The organism is Indolivaga alginatilytica, assembly GCF_003201355.1.
Classification (GTDB): Bacteria; Bacteroidota; Bacteroidia; order Bacteroidales; family Dysgonomonadaceae; genus Dysgonomonas_A; species Dysgonomonas_A alginatilytica.
The window spans coordinates 13,942-32,935 of record NZ_QICL01000035.1 but is presented as its reverse complement, the minus strand read 5'-3'; the positions used below and the strand labels follow the sequence as shown (position 1 = coordinate 32,935).

General features: G+C 42.0%; 20 protein-coding genes. 1 reads left to right on the top strand and 19 read right to left on the bottom strand.

What is annotated here, in order from left to right:
* Nucleotides 1-61 precede the first annotated feature (61 nt).
* A complete protein-coding gene (locus CLV62_RS18705) occupies nucleotides 62-1,030 on the bottom strand; it encodes a hypothetical protein (RefSeq protein WP_146212792.1) in 969 nt (322 codons plus the stop codon).
* 138 nt (nucleotides 1,031-1,168) lie between these two features.
* Entirely contained in the window at nucleotides 1,169-1,777 is a 609-nt protein-coding gene (locus CLV62_RS18700) for a hypothetical protein (protein ID WP_110312305.1), read from the bottom strand.
* A gap of 540 nt (nucleotides 1,778-2,317) precedes the next feature.
* Between CLV62_RS18700 and CLV62_RS18695 the strand changes: the two genes are divergently transcribed.
* The gene (locus CLV62_RS18695) at nucleotides 2,318-3,610 is read left to right on the top strand and encodes a hypothetical protein (protein WP_110312304.1); all 1,293 of its coding nucleotides are present in this window, start codon (nucleotides 2,318-2,320) and stop codon (nucleotides 3,608-3,610) included.
* A 98-nt stretch (nucleotides 3,611-3,708) separates the two neighbouring features.
* Here CLV62_RS18695 and CLV62_RS18690 read toward each other — a convergent pair whose 3' ends face one another.
* The 17 genes from CLV62_RS18690 to CLV62_RS18620 form a co-directional block, all read right to left on the bottom strand.
* The gene (locus CLV62_RS18690) at nucleotides 3,709-4,005 is read right to left on the bottom strand and encodes a helix-turn-helix domain-containing protein (RefSeq protein ID WP_110312303.1); all 297 of its coding nucleotides are present in this window, start codon (nucleotides 4,003-4,005) and stop codon (nucleotides 3,709-3,711) included.
* Nucleotides 4,006-4,430: 425 nt separating this feature from the next.
* Nucleotides 4,431-5,324 carry an RteC domain-containing protein gene (locus tag CLV62_RS18685; protein ID WP_110312302.1) on the bottom strand — a complete coding sequence of 298 codons (894 nt, stop codon included), beginning with the start codon at nucleotides 5,322-5,324 and terminating at the stop codon, nucleotides 4,431-4,433.
* Nucleotides 5,325-5,572: 248 nt separating this feature from the next.
* Complete coding sequence (locus CLV62_RS18680; RefSeq protein ID WP_110312301.1) at nucleotides 5,573-6,028, bottom strand: bactofilin family protein; 456 nt, start codon at nucleotides 6,026-6,028, stop codon at nucleotides 5,573-5,575.
* A complete protein-coding gene (locus tag CLV62_RS18675; protein WP_170120100.1) occupies nucleotides 6,028-7,020 on the bottom strand; it encodes a DUF5106 domain-containing protein in 993 nt (330 codons plus the stop codon). Before CLV62_RS18675 ends, CLV62_RS18680 begins: the two co-directional genes overlap by 1 nt.
* Nucleotides 7,021-7,287: 267 nt before the next feature.
* A complete protein-coding gene (locus CLV62_RS21800; protein ID WP_170120099.1) occupies nucleotides 7,288-7,449 on the bottom strand; it encodes a hypothetical protein in 162 nt (53 codons plus the stop codon).
* Nucleotides 7,450-7,590: 141 nt separating this feature from the next.
* On the bottom strand, nucleotides 7,591-8,673 hold the full coding sequence (locus tag CLV62_RS18670) for a fimbrillin family protein (RefSeq protein ID WP_110312299.1): 1,083 nt from the start codon (nucleotides 8,671-8,673) through the stop codon (nucleotides 7,591-7,593).
* 58 nt (nucleotides 8,674-8,731) lie between these two features.
* Nucleotides 8,732-9,613, bottom strand: coding sequence for a DUF5119 domain-containing protein (locus tag CLV62_RS18665; RefSeq protein WP_245904129.1), 882 nt, complete (start codon nucleotides 9,611-9,613; stop codon nucleotides 8,732-8,734).
* Between the two features lie 35 nt (nucleotides 9,614-9,648).
* Nucleotides 9,649-11,082, bottom strand: a complete 1,434-nt coding sequence (locus CLV62_RS18660; protein WP_110312297.1) for a DUF3575 domain-containing protein — start codon at nucleotides 11,080-11,082, stop codon at nucleotides 9,649-9,651.
* Nucleotides 11,083-11,095: 13 nt separating this feature from the next.
* Nucleotides 11,096-11,362, bottom strand: coding sequence for a hypothetical protein (locus CLV62_RS18655; protein ID WP_146212791.1), 267 nt, complete (start codon nucleotides 11,360-11,362; stop codon nucleotides 11,096-11,098).
* Between the two features lie 95 nt (nucleotides 11,363-11,457).
* On the bottom strand, nucleotides 11,458-11,706 hold the full coding sequence (locus tag CLV62_RS18650; protein ID WP_110312295.1) for a hypothetical protein: 249 nt from the start codon (nucleotides 11,704-11,706) through the stop codon (nucleotides 11,458-11,460).
* 129 nt (nucleotides 11,707-11,835) lie between these two features.
* A complete protein-coding gene (locus CLV62_RS18645; protein ID WP_110312294.1) occupies nucleotides 11,836-13,629 on the bottom strand; it encodes a DUF6562 domain-containing protein in 1,794 nt (597 codons plus the stop codon).
* Between the two features lie 29 nt (nucleotides 13,630-13,658).
* Complete coding sequence (locus tag CLV62_RS18640; protein WP_146212790.1) at nucleotides 13,659-14,600, bottom strand: DUF6562 domain-containing protein; 942 nt, start codon at nucleotides 14,598-14,600, stop codon at nucleotides 13,659-13,661.
* Nucleotides 14,601-14,629: 29 nt separating this feature from the next.
* A complete protein-coding gene (locus CLV62_RS18635; protein WP_110312292.1) occupies nucleotides 14,630-15,877 on the bottom strand; it encodes a DUF3575 domain-containing protein in 1,248 nt (415 codons plus the stop codon).
* A gap of 83 nt (nucleotides 15,878-15,960) precedes the next feature.
* Nucleotides 15,961-16,422 (bottom strand): hypothetical protein, encoded by a 462-nt coding sequence (locus tag CLV62_RS18630; RefSeq protein ID WP_110312291.1) that lies wholly within the window; start codon nucleotides 16,420-16,422, stop codon nucleotides 15,961-15,963.
* Between the two features lie 11 nt (nucleotides 16,423-16,433).
* Nucleotides 16,434-17,630: a clostripain-related cysteine peptidase gene (locus CLV62_RS18625; RefSeq protein WP_110312290.1), complete on the bottom strand. Its 1,197-nt coding sequence runs from the start codon at nucleotides 17,628-17,630 to the stop codon at nucleotides 16,434-16,436.
* 226 nt (nucleotides 17,631-17,856) lie between these two features.
* Entirely contained in the window at nucleotides 17,857-18,102 is a 246-nt protein-coding gene (locus tag CLV62_RS21585; RefSeq protein WP_146212789.1) for a hypothetical protein, read from the bottom strand.
* Between the two features lie 213 nt (nucleotides 18,103-18,315).
* Entirely contained in the window at nucleotides 18,316-18,954 is a 639-nt protein-coding gene (locus CLV62_RS18620) for a type III secretion system chaperone family protein (RefSeq protein ID WP_110312289.1), read from the bottom strand.
* Between the last annotated feature and the right edge of the window lie 40 nt (nucleotides 18,955-18,994).

The following is an 18,994-nucleotide window of genomic DNA, read 5'->3' as shown; positions in this document are numbered from 1 at the left end:
TGAAAAATTTCAATTGGTTTGTATTTAATTGATTACAACTAATTAACTGATGTCGGATTGCTTATCTGATTAAATCCTTGAGTTCTGTCGGATATATTAATTTTCTTTGTTTATAGTTTTTTTCAATAACCTTAAGTTCTTTTCCGTTGTACCAAAAAAGATTATTGGAGATTGGTTTCATCTCTTCAATTCCATACATAGAGTCTGCTGCTCCTATCAAATCAGCAGCACTGTTTTCGATAGCTTCTTTATCATCTAATGCAATTACAATGACCATTGCACTGTTGGGGATGGACACAAAGCTTCCATATTTACCTTTAGGAATATTAAATCTGCCTAAGTCTAAAATACAGGAGGTAACAAATAAATCATCGTCATCGGCAAACAGGTTAAAGATTATACCATTCTGCGTTGGCTGCATTTCTACAAAACGGGCTCTGATCTGTTTCAACGTATTTTCTTTAGATATAGTGTAAACAGAGTCTATGGAAATGCCCCAATGCTTTAAATATTTAGCTTCTAAACTTCCGATTCCTGTGGGTAAATCGATGACAACAACTTCGATTATTCCGGGATTCTTTGTTTTTATAATAGCGTCGTTCTTACTATAGGTATTCTTTAAGAGGTCGGGATACATCCTTATTTTCAGCTTTTCTTTCGTTGAATCAAAATTCAATATTTCCTCATTCAATGATTTGCGTTCATTTTTCAATTGCTTCAGCTGTTCAAAGTAAATTTTAATTTCTTCTTTTATGGAGCTGTCGTCTTTATTGCCGCATCGTTCAAATAATGTCGTCAGCCCGACTTCAACATCTTTATCTAAATATTCACTTTCAGAGGTTGTTCTGAAATAACCTTTATCATAATGTTTTTTTATATCCCCGATATTATATTTTTTCAATTCCGCATTGAAAACTGAAACAAAATGGGTGTATCTTTTATCACCGGCTTGTGAATAGATCTGGCTTGAAAGCATTATTGAAAATACGATCAATAGAAGTGTTGTTCGTTTATTACTTGTTGGTTTCATCTTAAACAGACATAAAATAAATTCCTGTAAATGTAGTAAATATTTCTCGCGACAACGGCAATTTCTAAAATCGTCCTTTCGCATAATGGTTCTTATATGCCCCCGATTGTTTTGAAATAATCATTGTTTAGCAATGAATTAACTGAACTGTTTACTTAGACAGGCTTCATAAACTAAGAAAATTCTGTTCCCTAATTCATCTGCTCTCTTTTTAGAAAGTGTTCCGCCCAGATAACAGGATATAGTAGAATTAATTGTTAACAGACTATCCTTATAAGGATGACCTTCCATTTTCAAAATAATATTACCGTCATTCGTGGAACTTACAGAGATAAGGATATATTCATTCATAAATGCTTTCATCGTTTTACACTTGCTATGTTTAAAAGCAGGCCAGTCTGAATCCTTTTCTATTCTTATATTTTCATCTTTATAGTAGAACAGATTTATACATCTGAATAGTTCTTCGCCCAATTTAGTACTATTGACAGGATATTCATAAACAAAGCATTCTTCCTGTTCAATAATAAGACCGGACTTGTCTACATATTGAGGAGCAATAATTAATTGTTCTTTTTGACCGGAAATATAAATATGTACAGATTTAGTTAATTTATATCTTCTGCTGAATGACTCAGCTAATGCTTTGACTTTACGAAATAGTTTTGTAAAGACAGTTTCTCTTTTTTGACCGGGGAAATACATTCGTTCGGGTTTATTCTTTCTTCCAAGTAATTTATTCAGCATACAAAGTGGGCTTGATTCATTTAAGTCTGTTAAAATAATAAGAAAGTGTTGGTTTAGCAATGGCTAATCAACAAATTAGAAAGATCCCGTCATTTACAAAGTATTTAGAGCCTGTTTAAATTTTTCCCGGCTCTTTTGTTAAGAACTATCTCTTTATTTTTTCATTTATCTTTCGCCTCTTTTGTCTAATTTCTTCCTTTGTTCAGTACCAATAAACGAATATTATCGCTTCTTAAAAGAATAAATTAGCCCTGAAAATTAGTATGTGTAAAATTTAAACAGCCCCTAAAACTTGAGCAGTTTCTTAACTTTCTTGTTAAAAAAGCTCTATATTTGTATAATAAGTAGTTACAAGTTATATGATTGTTTTCAGACAATAATCTTGTAAAAACTTAAAGACAGCAACTTAATGAAAATTTAGTCAAAAAAAAATAGAAAATAAGAATTTATCCTATGGATTATCGGAAAGCCATCTCTATTTTTCTATTATCTTTTATAAAAAGTTTTACAATTAGATTTTTTAAGAAACACAACTATTTTATGCCAGTTATATCTCGTACTCTTTTCTTCCTATTATCCATCTCATTCGGAATCCCACTCAATAGTTGTATCAATCAATTTAAAGTTGAAGCAGATCGGAAAACGACTCAACAAAAAGACAGCTTAGATTTTACGATTGAATTGTTAGATCTGGAAAGTGACACTTATTTGTCAGGTGAATACATGGATTTTGGATACATGTATACGGATGCATATATGGGCGGTGACTCGGCTAGACAGATACCTATATTAACGCCGATTGCAATGGATGGCAAGTGGATTTATGAGACATATATCTACAATAAAGATGATCAAAAAGAATATATATATTACAATGATCGTGGGGAAGTAATAAAGAAAAATGCATTCAAAAACATTAAGGATGCAGATGATTATACTTATGATAATATAAGCTATGCATTAAAGAAAGGTAAAAATATTCATGGGGAATACATATATTATAATCTAGACAATTATGATAAAGAATCCGATAATGATAATTCCAGAGTCAATTTTTACCGGTTCGATTTTGACAATGGAATTAACAAAGGTATATTTTATGGAATTGACCGAAAAGATTTCTACCAATCTGCCTATAGTGAGTTTGATGGGACTTCGATAAAAAAGAATGATAGTGAATTTATTTCACAACTTATAAAGAAATATTTGCCACCATTTGCTATCGAATCCATCAAAAAGCCCTTAGAAAAAGATTTTGGAAAATCAGATGCTGAAATTCTCAAATTTGAGAGAGCATTAATCAATTATGATCATAGAATAGATTCTATTTACGAGATTTATTTGACTAACCTAATTAAAAACAGCAAAAAAGACAGCTACTTTCATACCACACATGGTCACTTTTCTAAAGAATCTTATTATAATAATAGTACATGCGATGATTGTTTCCTGATATTCGATAAAATAGGCATTGCACTAAATATAGAAAGTTTTACAAAAAACAGAGAGCCAATATTAGTTGATATACCAGTCTATATTACACCCGAGGCAGATCCCATTACAAAAATACCGGATGGAGTCTCATTGAACGAAATAAGCAAAGATTTTATAGGTATTGAGGGAGGAAGGGGCAGAGGGAATATCGGAGTAGATCTTAAATATATTCACGATTATGAACTAGTTTGCAATCAGGATACCTTTCAGATACAAAACATAAACGAATTGGAACTTCAGAATGCACATAAGATTGACGATAATAACTATATAATTATCCTATCATTGGCATATGATAAATGTATATTCTTTAAATACCATAAAAAAGAAGGCATCTGAATTTATTTTCAAAAAACGGTTGGAATTTATCTGTTCAAAGCAAAGAGAGGAGTTAAGAATCTCTCGTTTTAAAAAGAGTTATATCTTCACGGGTTTATTTAGGAATCGCTCTCTCCCCGTGTTTTCTTATTGTCTATCTGAGCTTGTATATAGTTAAGCACATCGGACTCGAGATAGAAGGTTTTCTGTCCGATTTGCATATAGGGCAATGCCCCGAGGCTACGAAGCCGCTGGAGACTCCGCTTGCTTATTTTAAGCATCATGCATAAATCCTGATTGTCGTATATGTTCTCTCCGTTCAAACGGTTCCTGGCTTTGAGTAGTTTACGCAACTCACCGAGTAATTCGAGTATCATGGTAATGCTTTTTTCGAATTTGTTATCTTCTATGTCCATACAGCTGATTTTCAGTTTCTTTTTCTGAAATCAAAGGTCCGGATTTGGCTCTAGGTGTGTACTCAGTTGAGTGCGTGTTTCTTTAAATAAAATGTATGTAATTCTAAAACAATAATTTAGGAGTAATAAAAGAAAAAGACGATGTGCTTTTAGAAATTCTTTGACTGAGCCTTTGATGTAGAGTTACAAGTTACGTGTAAACGAGCAGACGACTTGAGAAATACAGAAAGTAGAAGAATTGACAGATAAACGATTTACAGCTTATATGTTGTAAATCATAAATTATAAGTTAGGAATATCGTATTAAATGTTTCTTATGTAGGATTAGAATGGCGTGAAAGCAACTATTCGATCTTATAAGTTATGATTGATATCAGAAAGGAAGTTGCTATTCACGCCATATATAGTCTTATCTACCCCAAGATTCAGATGTTATCATCATCGTCATCATCATCTTTAGGTTTATTCCGGTTATTCTTCCGGTCTTCATCCTCCATGCGTTGCCGTATAATCTCGCGCATCTTATCCAGAAAAGCGGTCGGATTTTCCCGAATGGTCAGGTCATACCATGCCCTTTGAGCGGTAGAAGACAGATCAACATTAAAGACAAGCTCGAAATAACGGGTAATTTCTTTGACCCCCGCTTTTCCGTGATTGAATGCCTCAAGGAAGTGTTTTGCGTAGATTATTTCCATCAGGTCTCTTTTGGATGCGGTCCAGCTCAGTCTCACTGCCGGCAAGGGCGGATAGCTGTCCGAGGTTGTTCCCTGTTCGATGCTTCTTATCTTTACCTTGAGGTAATCTTCCAAGAGTTCATTCGCCTGTATCTTGGCTACCTGAAAGTCTGCAATAGTCGAAAACGACGGGTCACGCTCGTCGTAAAATGATTCCAAGTGCATCCCGATACAGGGTTTACAGCGTAAGAAATAAAGGTGATCCAGGTGGGTTCCGCCCGAACGGTAATAACGGTAGAAACCTGCCGTCTTGTCGAAGTAGTCACGGATGCGGGATAGCTCCTTCTCCAGATAGGCGATCTGCCCGGCATGACTTCCGGTAGGACGGCTGAGTTCGATGCTGTACTTCTTGCGGTAAAAGATCAGATGACAAGTCAGCCCGGGCTTATATTCTTTGAAGAACAGGATTTCCTGCGATTCGTCTTCAAAGCTGTAAGCTCGGATAAATGTTTTTAACCGCACGAAGGATTCTTCCAGACACCCGATTCCTTCCTGTGTTTTCTTCAATTGGCAACCCTCTTTTTTTTCGATACGGCAAAGTGTAGCCTGCACTTCCTGTTGAAGTGATTTCACAAATTGTTTCATAAATACTGTTTTTATGAGATTTTAATTATGCCGCCTGAAAGCTGTCATTTGGGATGAACATTGCTATCAGGCGACACGTTAATTCATGGGCTCAGTATTTATTCCTATTCAATTTGATCTTAGTTGTTTAGTTTGGTCTGCTTTTTATTTGTTTGTTTAGTTGTGTGCCTTTTAAGTAACTGAAAGTATTTAATGGCACAGTTGAAATTCATAACCGGTTGCTTTGATTGAAAAGAAGTTATACCTGTTCATATTGTTGCTGTTTGCTCTTTAATTATCTTTTTATTGGGGATTAATATATTCATCAGATGGTGACCCGGTTCGTCACCGATCCGGGCAGATCGGGATTGAGCCATCGTACAAGTGCCGAAAAAAGAGGCTCCCTGTTCTATCTGTATCCGATTAACCAGAGCATCGCCCCTGTAAGAAGATCCGGCGTGCAGTGACAGCAGTTCCTCTGCCTGTACATTGCCCGTCAGGCTTCCAGCCACTTCTATCTCCGCACAGGTTATATCTCCGGTAACGATTCCCGTTTGCCCGACCACTATTTTTCCCGAACAGTTGATATTCCCGGTTATTGTTCCGTCGATGCGTATATTGTCATTACCGTGCAGATCACCCTCGATAATCACACCCGCTGAAAAACAACTGTGATTGCCGCTGGTCGGATTATTTTTCTGCTGCTGTCTATTTTTTTTCCACATTATTTCCTTGTTTTCAGGTATTCTTCAATCAGTGTGAGTTCGGTATCTTTTAAGATCACTTTCTTATCCCTGTCGAGCAAGTAAAGCGAAGGGATGGCTTTAAGGTCGTACAAACGTTTGTTCTGTACCGCCAACTCCCTGTCATAGCCGTTGATCCAATCTTTGGGGATGTCGCTCAGGTGCTTTTTCCAGATTGTGATATCGGCATCAGGATAGAAAGAGAGCATTGTAAGGGTTTTGTCTTGTATCAGTTGGCTAAGTACGGGCGATGCTTTTATCCCTGCAATTGTTTCTTCACAGGCATGGCAATCGGGATTGTAAAATAAGAGCAGAGTGTAGTCACTCTTGAGTTGATGCAATGTCCCTGTTTTTCCCGATAAGAGTATATAACTGAAATCGGCTGCCTGTTCTGTGATACGGTTTTTGAGCATCATTGCCAGTTGGAATTTAGCACGCTCCTTTTCCGCTTCATCGCTTGTTCTGTCTTCGATAATGTATCGCACAACGGGTATATAAAACTCATCGTTGCGTAAAGGAGAGTTCGGTTCATACAGGTATTTTTTGAACAGTCCACAGAAGTAAGGGTACATCGTTCCTGTTTGTTCTTCTTTGGCTCTGTTGAGCAATGCTTCTATTGACGACTCGGCAATCTGTTTTTGGGTATGCGGTAATATCTCTATATAGTTGGCAAAAGCCTGTTCGGTCACTTCGGGCAGATGTGTATAGCTTGTATCTGAAAAGTTGAAGTTATCCCAGTAATGCATGACCAAATACTCCGCACGGTCTTTTGGCTGTTTCAGGCTGTCGGGTATTGCCGGCATTATAAAGCCGGTTTTCTTGTCGGGTGTCCCTGTTTGAGTTGTCTGCTGTCGTGCTGCGTTTTGCTTGTTCTCCGCATTCTTACAGGTGGTAAAAAAAAGAATCATTCCTGTCAGGAATACCGCCGAATAAACAACCCGCAGCGTAGAAACGGAGCACTTTATTTTTTTCATATAAGTAAGTAAATAAACCATGTTAATTATCTATTTAGCCGGTTCCGGCAGGTTTTGATTATTATACAGACTAAGAGCCTGTTTAAATTTTACCGAAATATTTTTTATAGGACACGACCATTGTTCTTTGCTGCTTTTTAAAGCTCCTTTGAGCATCTTTTTCACTTACACCTCTTGATTCAGCCCGCTGAATCGACTAGTCATTAGTAAAAAATCTATCTCAAAATAGCCTTTTTAAAAAAAGCAATAAAATTTAGACAGGCTCTTCTACTGATTAGCATTAGGTACTATTATTTCCCGCGTACTTTTGTCGTCTGTTTTTTCCTTATTGCTGCTGCACGTCATAAAGCAAAAAGTGAGCAGAATGGTCAGAATAAGCGAAAAAATCAACCACAAGCGTACTTCGGGAATATGTACATGATGTTTCATCCTATTTTTTTTATCGGTTAAGATTCATTCTTCCGAATATTGCCTTGTACAATCATCCATACTTTTGTTTCTATATTCGGTTCGCATTACTTGTGATCGGGAAGGGGATCAACCCCGCCCGACCTGTATGATTTTAGGGAATTAATTAATAGTTGTGTCAGTAATTGCACTCCAAGTCGTCATATTTACAGAAAAACTAACAGGATTACCTATCTCGTTTCCAAACGAAAGAACGAATTGATATTTTTTCCCTTGTACAAATGTAAAACCGGTTGGCATCGGGAGATATTTAATGGCAACTGTTGATTTAAAATCAGCATCAACAACATTGTAACTTACTTTTATGTATGTCTTTGTGTTTATGTCATTAGGCTGGCCTGATCCACTATCAATGATGCCAGTACCTCCGGCATAAGTACCCAGCGTTTGTGGCATAATCATCAAGCCTTCGTTTTCAGATGTCAGATTGAGTATCGGTTGTGCCGGATTGGGGATCAACGGAACACCGGCCTCGGGGAGGGATACTTGGTAGGTCTTGTCAAGAGTTGTATTATTTGTCCATGTTTGTGTTGTAGCTGCCGGGCCTGTTGGCTCTAAATCAAGTGTACCTGTATTCTCTAAATGAATCAGTTGAATACTTTTTACAATAAATGTAGCTGCTGTACTTGTATTTCTAGCCTTAAATGTCGCCATAGATAAGGCATGTTGAAAACTCAAAACAACCGCTCCTCCATTTTGCTTTGTAGATGCAACCAAAAAATCTTCCGGATTTTTTCCCGAGGTTGAGTATCTTAGAGGCACAATATATTTAAGAGTCGCACTAATTCCAGCCGGCGATCCGCTGGCAACCATACTCTCAGCATTGACCGAACCCGCAGGACTGTATGCATAGAAGTATACGAAAGACCCATCCATCGGGTAGTATTTCTGAGGGGCGTAAGCCCATGCAGTAGAACCCTCTTTGGTCTTGGTAACGGAGGTGTAGTTCATGAAATTGAATCCCGAAGTAGATGTGACTAAATCCTCATAGGATGCGTTCATGGTAAAACTCGACATGTTATTAATGTCCATCGGTGTAGCATAGGTTTCGGTCTTGTCACTTACCGTGCGGAACGCTATCAGCTTTGCCGGGTTGGCTGTTTCGGAGATACCTTCGGTATCATTCGAGCAACCGGTTAGTACGAGAGCAGCCATCGCTGCCAGAGTCATCATTTTTTTCATCATAAATCTGTTTTTGTTTAATTTTGTTGTTGTATTCAAAAGTGATTTTGTTATTGTATGCTCAATTGAGTATTACAGTTTCGTTCTCCCATTCATTCACATCGACCTCAAATCCCGAATCGGTGCTGCCGCTACTCCCTCCGTCGGGGATGTCGATATCGGCATCGTCTATAATAATGTGGTAATTGCCCGGTATATTCACCTGACTACTCACATCCCAGCTCTTCTGCAAAATACCGCCCGTGGCTGAAGGGTAAAGTATCTCTATGGTAAAGATGTTTGAAGCGAACGATTGATGACCAAAGGTCTGAAAAGACCCTTCTATTTTATTCTCGCTCGTATTGGCGGTCGCATTGAACAGCAGTGTCGATACCGATGGCGATAAAGCCATTGTCTCTAAAAAGATAGAGTTGGACATCCCTGCTATTGCTCCCCGGGTAGATGAGATAAAGCGGGTTCCTTTTACGTTTCGCACTTCAAAGGTGTATGTTTTGATCAGGTTCTCCACCCATACATTCAATACCAAGGGTACCGTACTTGGGGTAACCTCGAAGCTTTCGTTCGTGCCTGCATAAAAGGGGCCTAAAGGCTCGGCATATGTTTTTTCGTCGGGAAAAGATTTGCTGTATGTTGCACGGGTGGTCTGCGAGGTGTATGCCTCCAGCTGATTGATGTCCGTTTCGTTGCGGAAATAGATATTATTGCCCTGATAGCTGTAGCAAAAGGTTTTAACTTTCGATTGTAGCGGCAGATAAAGGATGTCTCCATCGCAGCTCACCTGGTCGATGCCATAGGACGGCATATCGTTGAGTGAAAATAGATTCGCCCGCATCCCCTGCACCGGCTTCACCTGACCGACACGCCAGTTAATAACCAATCGCAGGGGCTGATCATCGATATTCCGGCAGGTCGGGCACAGGTCTTTGTTCTCACATGAAATCATAAGCAGAGCTATGACGAAAACGAAATATATCTTGCTCATCTCTTATTTTCTTTTTGTTTGTTTACACCACTGCCAATGAGCCAGACCAAGGATATTTTCGCTTTGGTAAGTCCCAAATAGGATCGGTTAAAGGCATCGACGCGCGAATAGCAACTGCGTTCGAAATCGTATGTGTAGTTCTTGTACTCGCCTGCCACATAACCGATACCGATGGCAAATTCAAGATTAAACCTGCGTGCGATGGGCATCGCATATCCATAGCTGATACCTGCCGAGTAACTCCAGTTGCTCAGCTCCCCCTTCTCTTTTTGGTACTTTACATCGTAAGTGCCTCCCATGCCGTAAACGCCCAGAAAATGACCGTTAAGCGGTGTTCGGTCGTGGCTTCCGAGCCATTTACGCACTTCGAGTCCTGCGGTTTGTATGCGGTGATTATAGCGTTTGTCATTCTTGGTATTCCACCACGATTCCATGCCTTCGACTTCAACAGACCAGCGTTTACCCAACGATAGCTCTATTGCCAGATTGGGCAGTAATGCCAAACCGTAGAGTACATTGGTTTTGATTGCCAGATAGTAGGGTTTCTTGTTGTTCAACGTAGTGTTTTGTGCCGGTGATTTCACAGGCAATAATCGTGTGCTTTGGTCTATATAGATGGTGTCTGTCCGTACAATCTCAACCACACGATCCCGGTATTCAACAGGAGGGCATAGCGGTGTTGCTGCTTCGTTTTTTGGCGTATCCGGTGTATAGAAGGTACAACTTACACCTCCTCTTAAATAGGGAAATATATTGGTTTGTATATAGCGGTATGTCGTGCCTCCATTTAGCTTTTGCAGGGCATCCAGTTTTTGTTTGCCGCTTATCTCACGATCCAGTATCTCGATGGCTTGGTTGCGGGCGGGCATATAGATGTCAGCCATTACGATCTTTCGAAAGCCCTGCCAGTCTTCGTCCACGGCGTATGTGGCTATTCTGTCACGATCGATATGGGGATGCGTGTCCATGATGTATTTTTTGGTCGCTAAGGATCGTCCTATAGCAAGTTTCTCATTCAGATCGGTATAACCTTCGGGCGATGCCGAACCGATGATAACCGCCGGTTTGTTGTTGCTGAAGATAGTCGAATCGGAAAAGATCCGATCCAGAAGTTCCATCGATCGGGCATTATCCATATAATCGGGTTCTAACAAAATACTGTTTACCCTGAAATGGAATACCACGATATGGGCGATGTCTCCCTCTTTTTGTTGATCGGCAGGCAGATTCTTGATTGTGTAGTTGTCAAACCATACCGTATTTTTACTCAATGGATCGGCAACCCTGTTCACTTGCCGTCCCATCACGGAAGCAGGGGTTTGTGCAGCTCCTTTTATGGATGCTGTTTGTGCAGACAGCAAACCGGGCAGGCATACACACATGAATGCTAAGCTTTTGATCAATCTGCGGAATAGAGTGTACATATCCATTGGAGGGTAAATTTTAAAGACTGATTAAACATTCGGTATCCACAACCCCTAATTTCTGCCCGGGGGAGAAATAATTGGCTACCCGAAAGCGTTCGGCGGGAATATGATCTACCCGGGACGAACAATTAATATCCGGCATTGTCTTATAACTCCGGTAAGCTGTTCTTTCGACAGGCTGTTTGAAGTTATCCGGCATGAATGTCATGACCAGGGAGGATGTATCTTTTTGGACAGGTGGTTCCGCATTTTCGCTACCCAAAGGTTTGCTGTTGCAGGTCATAAAGCAAAAAATGACGAAGATGGTAAAGCCTAGGGGATAGATTATCCAGACCAGTACGGAGGGGAGGTTTATGTTATGTCTCATCGTTATTCGATTTACAGGTTAAGCGTTTTATGAGCAGACAACGATTCTATCAATGCTCTGCATACAGGACAGTTCAGCCGGTAATATTCGGCATCGGTCAGGTAATCCATACACAGTGTGAATTGCCCGCTATGGTTTGCATCGGCTGTATATTGTCTGCCCGAACGGTTTTCTCCCATCAGGTGATGAAAGCTAAGCATAATCAGAAACACCGCCAGATATGCCAGCCACTTCTTTTTTACCGAAGGTTGTGTATTCATATTCAGTTTATTTTTAGAGTATTGAGAGGTTTTTTTGTTTGCGGATGTATATTCTATCTGTTGTTGGAACAAATCCTGCGGGAGGGGTAACTACCGCAGGGGATGTTTTTAAAAGAGGTTTGATTTCATTTATTTAAAGATCCATCCGGCGGGATCAAGCCCCGGTTTGCCTACATAAAACGAGTTAATCTTAACCGCTTTGCTGTAATGACCGGCAGATGCACCGATACCGGTACTTGAACCGCTTTCGGTCCAGGTATTGCTTTCCTTGATTTGTCCTACCAGTTCCTTTAATCCGGCAGGCCAATTGGCAACATCATTGGTCAATGCTGTCGGAGCAGTGATGTGCGGCATACGTGTATCGTAAAAGCCACTGCGTATAAACGTGTTGCCTGTTACTGTCATCGAAGCGTCGAATACATCCGTGCTGAAAGGATTGATATTATTAAAACGGTTGTTTAGTATCTGTACATTCTGACCTGTATTCAGGTAAATGCCTTTCCAGTAGGGTTCGCTGATAACCGAGTTTTTGAAGATAAAACCGCCTGTTGTAGTAACAATGGCTTCCGGTTTGGTTCCTCCTGTAAAACTATGCCCGGTAGCAGGTATCTCAAAAATAACATTATCTACTGTTACTCCCGTACCTGAAACAGCAAGGGCTGTGCGGGTCGATGTTCCCGTAGAAAGCGTTTTACCCATATAGCTGCTTGTAAAATCTTTGAGTGTCGAGTTAGACGCAGCTTTTATGTATCCGGTAATTACCGACAGTTTGCCTGCTCCCTGAATTGATACACCGGCTTTTAGCGTAACGTCTTCGGCATATACTCCTTCCAACAATTCAATAGTTTCTCCTGCCTGTGCAGCAGTCATGGCTGTGGCAATATCGGCATAAGGGGTTTGTCCGATATGTATTTTCTGATTATCGGCAGTCAGTGCTCCTGTAAAATCATCGTCGATAGTTACATCGATCTTCTGGCTTACCGAAAATACACTTCCTCTGACGGTAGTCAGTTTATTGCGTTCGATAAGAATTGCATCTTGCGTATAGCTTTTCGAACATTTTGCAGACAGGGTATAGTCGACAGTAAAGCCCAGACGTACTTGCTCTGCTTTGGGTGCAAAGGCATAATCCCAGAACATAGTCAGTGTACCGTCACTGTTGGCTACTGCCGTATTTATAACCGCCTTCGTTTTAGCAGCCGTGGCTAATGCCGCTGTTTTGTCCACATCGCCGGTTACGGCATTGAATCTGGTATAAACAGTGGTATTGGTTGAGTAATACCTGGCACCCGACAAACTGATTACGGAGGGTTTGTCTTTGGCACTAACTAGTTTATAATCTGTGGCGATAAAGCGTATTTTACCCAGCGGGCGTTGCAGCGTCAGACCGATAGAGGTACCGCTGACTGTTTTCAGCTCCGATACAAAGAAAGCGTCTTTGGCTTCATCGTTCACAGTGAATTTGTCCGCATCCAGCTCGATATTGCCCAGACCCAAAACTGCATCGCTAGTCTTATAGAAATGATCGGCTTGGGGAGCTGTTTTTAAGGTAATATCCGCCCATAGAACAAACCTGTATTCTTTGCCTTTGATCAGGTCGGCTGTAAAGCTCGTTTGTTTGGTTCCGGCAGCGATGCCTTGTACCAACTTTTCTTTATAAATGACTTTGTCCCCATCGGTTACATCTCTAATCTCGAGTTGATAACGCAGCATGTATGTATTCGGGTCTACATTGTCTATGCCGCTGTTCTGACTGCCCGCATTCAGGGCATACGTCCCTACAGCGGACGACGGGGGAAGCTGTGCGGCGACAGATACCCGGACTACCTGATTTCCTCCCGCCGCATTTTCAAGGGCATCTTCATTGTTACACGACCAGAGTGCCGCCAGGGACGCCAGTATCAGAAAACTCTTTTTTTTCATAGTTACACCTAAAATTTAATGATGAATACTTATAATTCTATACTAATTTCTCCTTCGAAATTGTCGTCTATACCGATGCCGTCACTGAATCTGGTCGTCAGAAAGCGGTCTCTGACCGTTGTCAGCTTGTTGCACATCAGTGGAATGTCTATCTGAGGCGAACGCAGAATGAGTTTTTGGTCTGCGTCATACACCTCGAATACCACCGGAAGGGTTATCCCCTTGCCGGGGCAAAATATCCAGTCGAAAGCCAGTGTACACGTATTTTCGGTGAACTCACAGACCGTACCCCATACCTCGACTTCCGAACTGCTGGTAGTCACAGACGAAGATGTGAAATGATATAAAGACGGTAAGTCCTGCAAGTAGATAAGCTTCACTTTTTGGGGTGGTTTATGCCCCGTCAGGTTGTATGCGTCCAGATCGGTGGTGACAATCCTGAACTTAGCATGGGGGCGATACAGATCGACCGTATGTGTCACTACCGCTTTTCCGTCGGAAGCTGTACCAAGGCTTACATCCAACGTGCCTGCAAAAGCCTCTTTGTGATCGGCACAAGCCTGATGGAAATCCCAATTCAATTCTATGCTATTGAGCGAAGCTGTCTGGTAGTGCATATCGGTACTGCTGCCCGAAGCCACCTTATCCACCCATGTCACTATCCGGTAATCCTTACCTGTAGCCAGTCGCAGTTGCAGGGAGATACCCTCGTCATAATCGACATCGGTAAAGAGTTGCTTATGCACCAGACACTGCCCGTTATCATAGACTTCAACCACAAAGCGTGATTGGTAGCTTTCCGCCTGAGCGGTGGATTTCAATTGACGGTAACTGATGGTCTTGTATTCGTCCAAAGGAGCCTTGTCTTTGAAGCAAAACCGGATCTCTACGGTTTGTTCTGCCGCGGGGAGCGTATCGGGAAATTCGTGTACCGTGTCGCAACCTCCTAAGACAAGCAGGCAGCATACCATAAGAAAGGCGATAAGCGTATCTGTTGTTTTCATTGCTCGCCGGTTTTAAGGTTTATGCGGTAAGTCAGGGTGATGCCTACACGGGTGATGCCCCAGTAATTGCGGGTATCGGTGGCATATTTTTGTCCGTTCGGTTCATTGACGAATGTATCATAAACAATACGGGTATAGCCGGCACCGATGCCAAAGTCTATCCCCCAGTTGCCTTTTAGCGGCAGGCTGTATCCGTAGGCAAGTCCCGCCCCCCATAAAGGAGTATTTCCGTCCCTGTCCTGATAGCGGTTTTTACTGTCGGTAGCCACATTGAACCAGGCGGTATGCAGATGCATTCCCAGATAATGCCCTTTTAATGCCCGGTCTTTCCAGTAGCGGATTTCCGGTTGAAAGGCAAGCAACCTGAGCTTGTAATTGCGGGAGATGGTATAAGGGCTATAGATTACGGGTAAGTCCAGCGACCAGTGTTTTGCCAGCGGGTATTCGATGCCTATATTGGCTACAGCGGCTGAGAGGTAGGCGAGGTTTGATTTCACCAGAAACATACGATCGGTGTTTAGGGTAAGCGGCGACGGCATAAATTCTTCGACCGGATGCCTGTCGGGGAGTGTATCTTTCGGGGCGATATTTTCGATAGGTGGCGTATGTGCAAGACCGTTGTCTGCAACTGTGTCCGAGGGTATGGTATTGATGCGGTAGTAAACCTTACAGCGGTTCATACTTCTGAGAGGCGGAAGCATATAGCGGGCAATATAAATGTAGACACGCCCGTTGTCGAGTGCTTTGAGGCGGCGGCTTTTTTCGGTATCGCTGTCTGTAGAACTTACAATGGCGAGTACCTCTTCACGAAAGGGAAGACCGGGATCGGCTGCTGCCAGCTCACGAAGGCTCGTCCATTGTTCCACAGCCGTAGCGGTGCGTATCAGTGAGGGGTCTATAACAGGGAACTCCTCCATGATAAACCGCTTTAAGAAAGCGATGCGTCTTTTTGCCAGTAAGGTATTGAATGAGGGGCTGCCCTCGGGGGAGGTCGTAGAGGCAATGCAGATGCTGTCGACGGTAACATTTTGTTCCGACAGCAATTTAGTGAATAGTTGCCGCATCTGTACGATCTGAGCATTGTTACTCAAATAGCTGCTATCGATAGTTGCCTGATTTACACGGAAATGTATCTGTCCGCAGTCCTCTTGGTGCAGGCTCTGCTGGGCACTGACAATTCCCGGTGGCAGCAACGCCAGCCATAGCAGTGTGTTTTTGAGTATAGATACGGTTATTCGTTTCATCGTATTGGCATTTTTTTATCGCCGTGTTTTTTATCTGTTTTCTTAGTAACTGTTAGGAAATTAATCAATGAAGTATGTTGAGTCTAATACCTGAAATCGGTGAAGTGAATCACTACCGCCTGTTTGCCGCCATCGTTTTTGTACCACTCCCGGAAGTCGTCTTCACAAAGTCCTTCGTGACGTACAAAATCCTCGATAGGGATTTCTTTACCGTCTACCAGTATGAGATGTTCTTCGCAATGCGGTATTACTGCCTGTTGCAACCCCATCTTTTTGCATTCGTGAATCAGGGTAGTCGATATCTTCATATCACGCAGGCTGCGATATACAATACGCAGGGGTGCTTTACCCGAATTGCCATTTAGCTGATTCCATTGGTCGTGATTCAGACGCAGGGCATGTATCTTCGACTTGGCTCCCGATAGTATCTTCGAGCCGAAGTGGGTCGGCTGTCCCGAACGTTTATGTGATTCGGGGAAATAACGCTCTAACTCTAAAACAATGGGCTTTCGCTTACCAAATAATAATCGGAATAGATTCTTCATGTTATGCCATGTTAGTTGATTATAGAGTCGCTCCATTTGAGTTTTTGATATTCATTGTTCAGATACGCAAACCTTTCCTGCGGGATATAGCTTGTCAATCCCGAATGTTTATTGATGATAAAGCCGTTGTATCCGATCATAAAAGAGGGTGTTGCCGCTTTCCAGATTACCGCCTTTTCTATCAATGCCGATAGTTCGGTTTTCTGCGTGTCGTTTTCCAAGAGGCTGGAATAATAATCCTCAAAATCGAAGAACAAGCGGTAACTGTAACGGTCGAAATGTTGTATGTCGTTTAGGCTAATTTCTTTATTAAAATCGCAGTTATTTTTTACAAAGTCTGCCAGATTATCCAACTCCGAGGTCTTAATAATCGAAAAGGTTGCCGATTGTTCATAGCCTGTATTATTACTAAAGTAATCGAAAGAGGATTGAGCAAATTGTGTCAGATTGGGCGTATTTTCAAACAGGTTATTAATAGTCTGCGGATAACTTTCAGTAAACCCCGGCGAAACAATCTCCGCACTCGATGCCAGTATATAATTGGTTTTGTCTTTGAGTTCATAAGCGACTTCGATCCCTGCCATAAAACAGGCTTCGAAAACGATGTAGTCGAAAGTGTTATCGGGTATGGCAGTGGCAAAATCGGTGAGATTCATTTCATCGCTACCGTCTATGATAATGGATCGGGTGGTCGATCGGGGACTTAGTAAGGCTCCTTTGGGAAGCCAGCCGGAAGCATGGGAGAATACTAAAAGACTAGCCTTCCTGCCTCCCGAAAGGGGGTATAAACCGTGTACTTCGCTAATCACACGGGCGAAAACTTCGGGATCGGCGGAGTTTTCTTCGGGGTAGGTTTTGAGTATATTCAATGTATTTTGTCCGTTGCGGTTGACAATTTCGGTTAGGGTCGGTGCAGTTCCTGCGGCATCCTGATAAATCAGTAGCTTATCGCCGTCCGATGCTTTCCAGCCTGAGCGTATGGCTTCGATCTTCTGATCGGTTTCGTCCGAGAGATTATTATCGCCTCCCATATAGACAAGTAGGACATTACGGGGGGAAACAGGCAGATCTAACTCTACTTCGTTGGTACAGGAGAAGAGTAAGAGTAATAGCAAAAGGGAGCCCCACCTAGCCTCCCCAAAAGGGAGGAACTTGGCGATGCCACGAGAGAGGATCTTTATGAATGTAGATCTATTTATTGTTGTCATTTGTTTTATCTTTTGTTGTCTTTACTTTCCTTCAATTAATGCTAACTATTTAATGCGATGTTTTATCAGCAATAACTATCTCTAGTTATTATGCCCAGCCAAAGCAATAAAAAGGTCTGCAACCTTAAGTTTTCCCCTTCCCTTTCACGACTACAGAAAGGGTTGGGGAGACTATCGGAGGCATCCATATAATCACTACCTTGATACCGCCTGTTTTTATTACAAATTATATAGAATTACACAATTCTGTCACCTGAAATTGCGTATATAAGGTCGCAGACCTTTTTATTACTTTAGCTGCACCTCTCCCGACCTCCCCAAAGGGGAGGAACCTGGCAAAGCCTTGAGAGTAGCCCCTCCTAGCCTCCCCAAAGGGGAGGAACTTGGCGATGCCACGAGAGAGGATCTTTATGAATGTGTATCTATTTATTGTTGTCACTATTTTATCTTTTGTTGTCTTTACTTCTTTCAATTAATTTGTTGTCTTTGCTCTTAAGTCCTCCTTCGGGGGATTCAGGGGGCTGTATTAGTGACCCCTATATCCTCCCCGATTGGGGAGGTGGGGTAAAGACTGGCGTGCATCACTGCTCACCAATCTCCTTTAACACAAACTTTACAAAACTACACATCTGCCGAGTCTACTGACCTGGCACATTCTTTATATAAGTTTAATTAATCCGTACCTTTACCTTGCTACGTTTGCCTTGTAGCGCATATTCTTACTGCCGAAAGCGATATTCCATATCTTATCGTGATAGAGGGGCATCGCCTCGAGTACGTCGCGACAAAAGTTTTCGATCGACTGACGGTCAGGGGCTTTGTCCTGCGGTGGCATATAGGTGCGGCTAAAGGCAACGCATCCTGTCTGCTCATCCACGCAGAACATCCCGTCTTTCAGACCCGAATTTATGCCTGTAAGCAGGTTCGTGATTGCGGCTTTTCGTGACTCGGGTACTGCCCACGAGAGTAGCGACCAGTTCATAATCATTTTTTCTGTGATGTCGAAAAGGCAATAGATAGTGGCAGTGCCTATTTCGAACAGGATACAGAGGGGTTTATTCACTCCCTGACGGCAGAAAGGGATATTGTTATTATTGAGATAGGTTGTTATTATATCGGTGTAAGCAGCCCCTCCTAGCCTCTCAGCCCCACCTGACCTCCCCGAAGGGGAAGAATGAGCCCCTCCTAGCCTCCCCGAGGGGGAGGGATTGGCGATGCCCTGTTTTCGTGGCTTTGCTCTTAAGTCCCCCTTGGGGGGATTGAGGGGGCTACTGGGCGATATAGGTAGCTGTTGTTTTCTTTTATTACTATCGTTTGTTGTCATATTTCTTTTCTATTATACACTCATTATCGTGGCTTTGCTC

Coding starts and splice junctions, on each gene's coding strand:
- CLV62_RS18705 (WP_146212792.1), bottom strand. CDS start 1,030: ATGAAACCAACAAGTAATAAACGAACAACACTTCTATTGATCGTATTT.
- CLV62_RS18700 (WP_110312305.1), bottom strand. CDS start 1,777: ATGCTGAATAAATTACTTGGAAGAAAGAATAAACCCGAACGAATGTAT.
- CLV62_RS18695 (WP_110312304.1), top strand. CDS start 2,318: ATGCCAGTTATATCTCGTACTCTTTTCTTCCTATTATCCATCTCATTC.
- CLV62_RS18690 (WP_110312303.1), bottom strand. CDS start 4,005: ATGGACATAGAAGATAACAAATTCGAAAAAAGCATTACCATGATACTC.
- CLV62_RS18685 (WP_110312302.1), bottom strand. CDS start 5,324: ATGAAACAATTTGTGAAATCACTTCAACAGGAAGTGCAGGCTACACTT.
- CLV62_RS18680 (WP_110312301.1), bottom strand. CDS start 6,028: ATGTGGAAAAAAAATAGACAGCAGCAGAAAAATAATCCGACCAGCGGC.
- CLV62_RS18675 (WP_170120100.1), bottom strand. CDS start 7,020: ATGAAAAAAATAAAGTGCTCCGTTTCTACGCTGCGGGTTGTTTATTCG.
- CLV62_RS21800 (WP_170120099.1), bottom strand. CDS start 7,449: ATGAAACATCATGTACATATTCCCGAAGTACGCTTGTGGTTGATTTTT.
- CLV62_RS18670 (WP_110312299.1), bottom strand. CDS start 8,673: ATGATGAAAAAAATGATGACTCTGGCAGCGATGGCTGCTCTCGTACTA.
- CLV62_RS18665 (WP_245904129.1), bottom strand. CDS start 9,613: ATGATTTCATGTGAGAACAAAGACCTGTGCCCGACCTGCCGGAATATC.
- CLV62_RS18660 (WP_110312297.1), bottom strand. CDS start 11,082: ATGGATATGTACACTCTATTCCGCAGATTGATCAAAAGCTTAGCATTC.
- CLV62_RS18655 (WP_146212791.1), bottom strand. CDS start 11,362: ATGACCTGCAACAGCAAACCTTTGGGTAGCGAAAATGCGGAACCACCT.
- CLV62_RS18650 (WP_110312295.1), bottom strand. CDS start 11,706: ATGAATACACAACCTTCGGTAAAAAAGAAGTGGCTGGCATATCTGGCG.
- CLV62_RS18645 (WP_110312294.1), bottom strand. CDS start 13,629: ATGAAAAAAAAGAGTTTTCTGATACTGGCGTCCCTGGCGGCACTCTGG.
- CLV62_RS18640 (WP_146212790.1), bottom strand. CDS start 14,600: ATGGTATGCTGCCTGCTTGTCTTAGGAGGTTGCGACACGGTACACGAA.
- CLV62_RS18635 (WP_110312292.1), bottom strand. CDS start 15,877: ATGAAACGAATAACCGTATCTATACTCAAAAACACACTGCTATGGCTG.
- CLV62_RS18630 (WP_110312291.1), bottom strand. CDS start 16,422: ATGAAGAATCTATTCCGATTATTATTTGGTAAGCGAAAGCCCATTGTT.
- CLV62_RS18625 (WP_110312290.1), bottom strand. CDS start 17,630: ATGACAACAATAAATAGATCTACATTCATAAAGATCCTCTCTCGTGGC.
- CLV62_RS18620 (WP_110312289.1), bottom strand. CDS start 18,954: ATGACAACAAACGATAGTAATAAAAGAAAACAACAGCTACCTATATCG.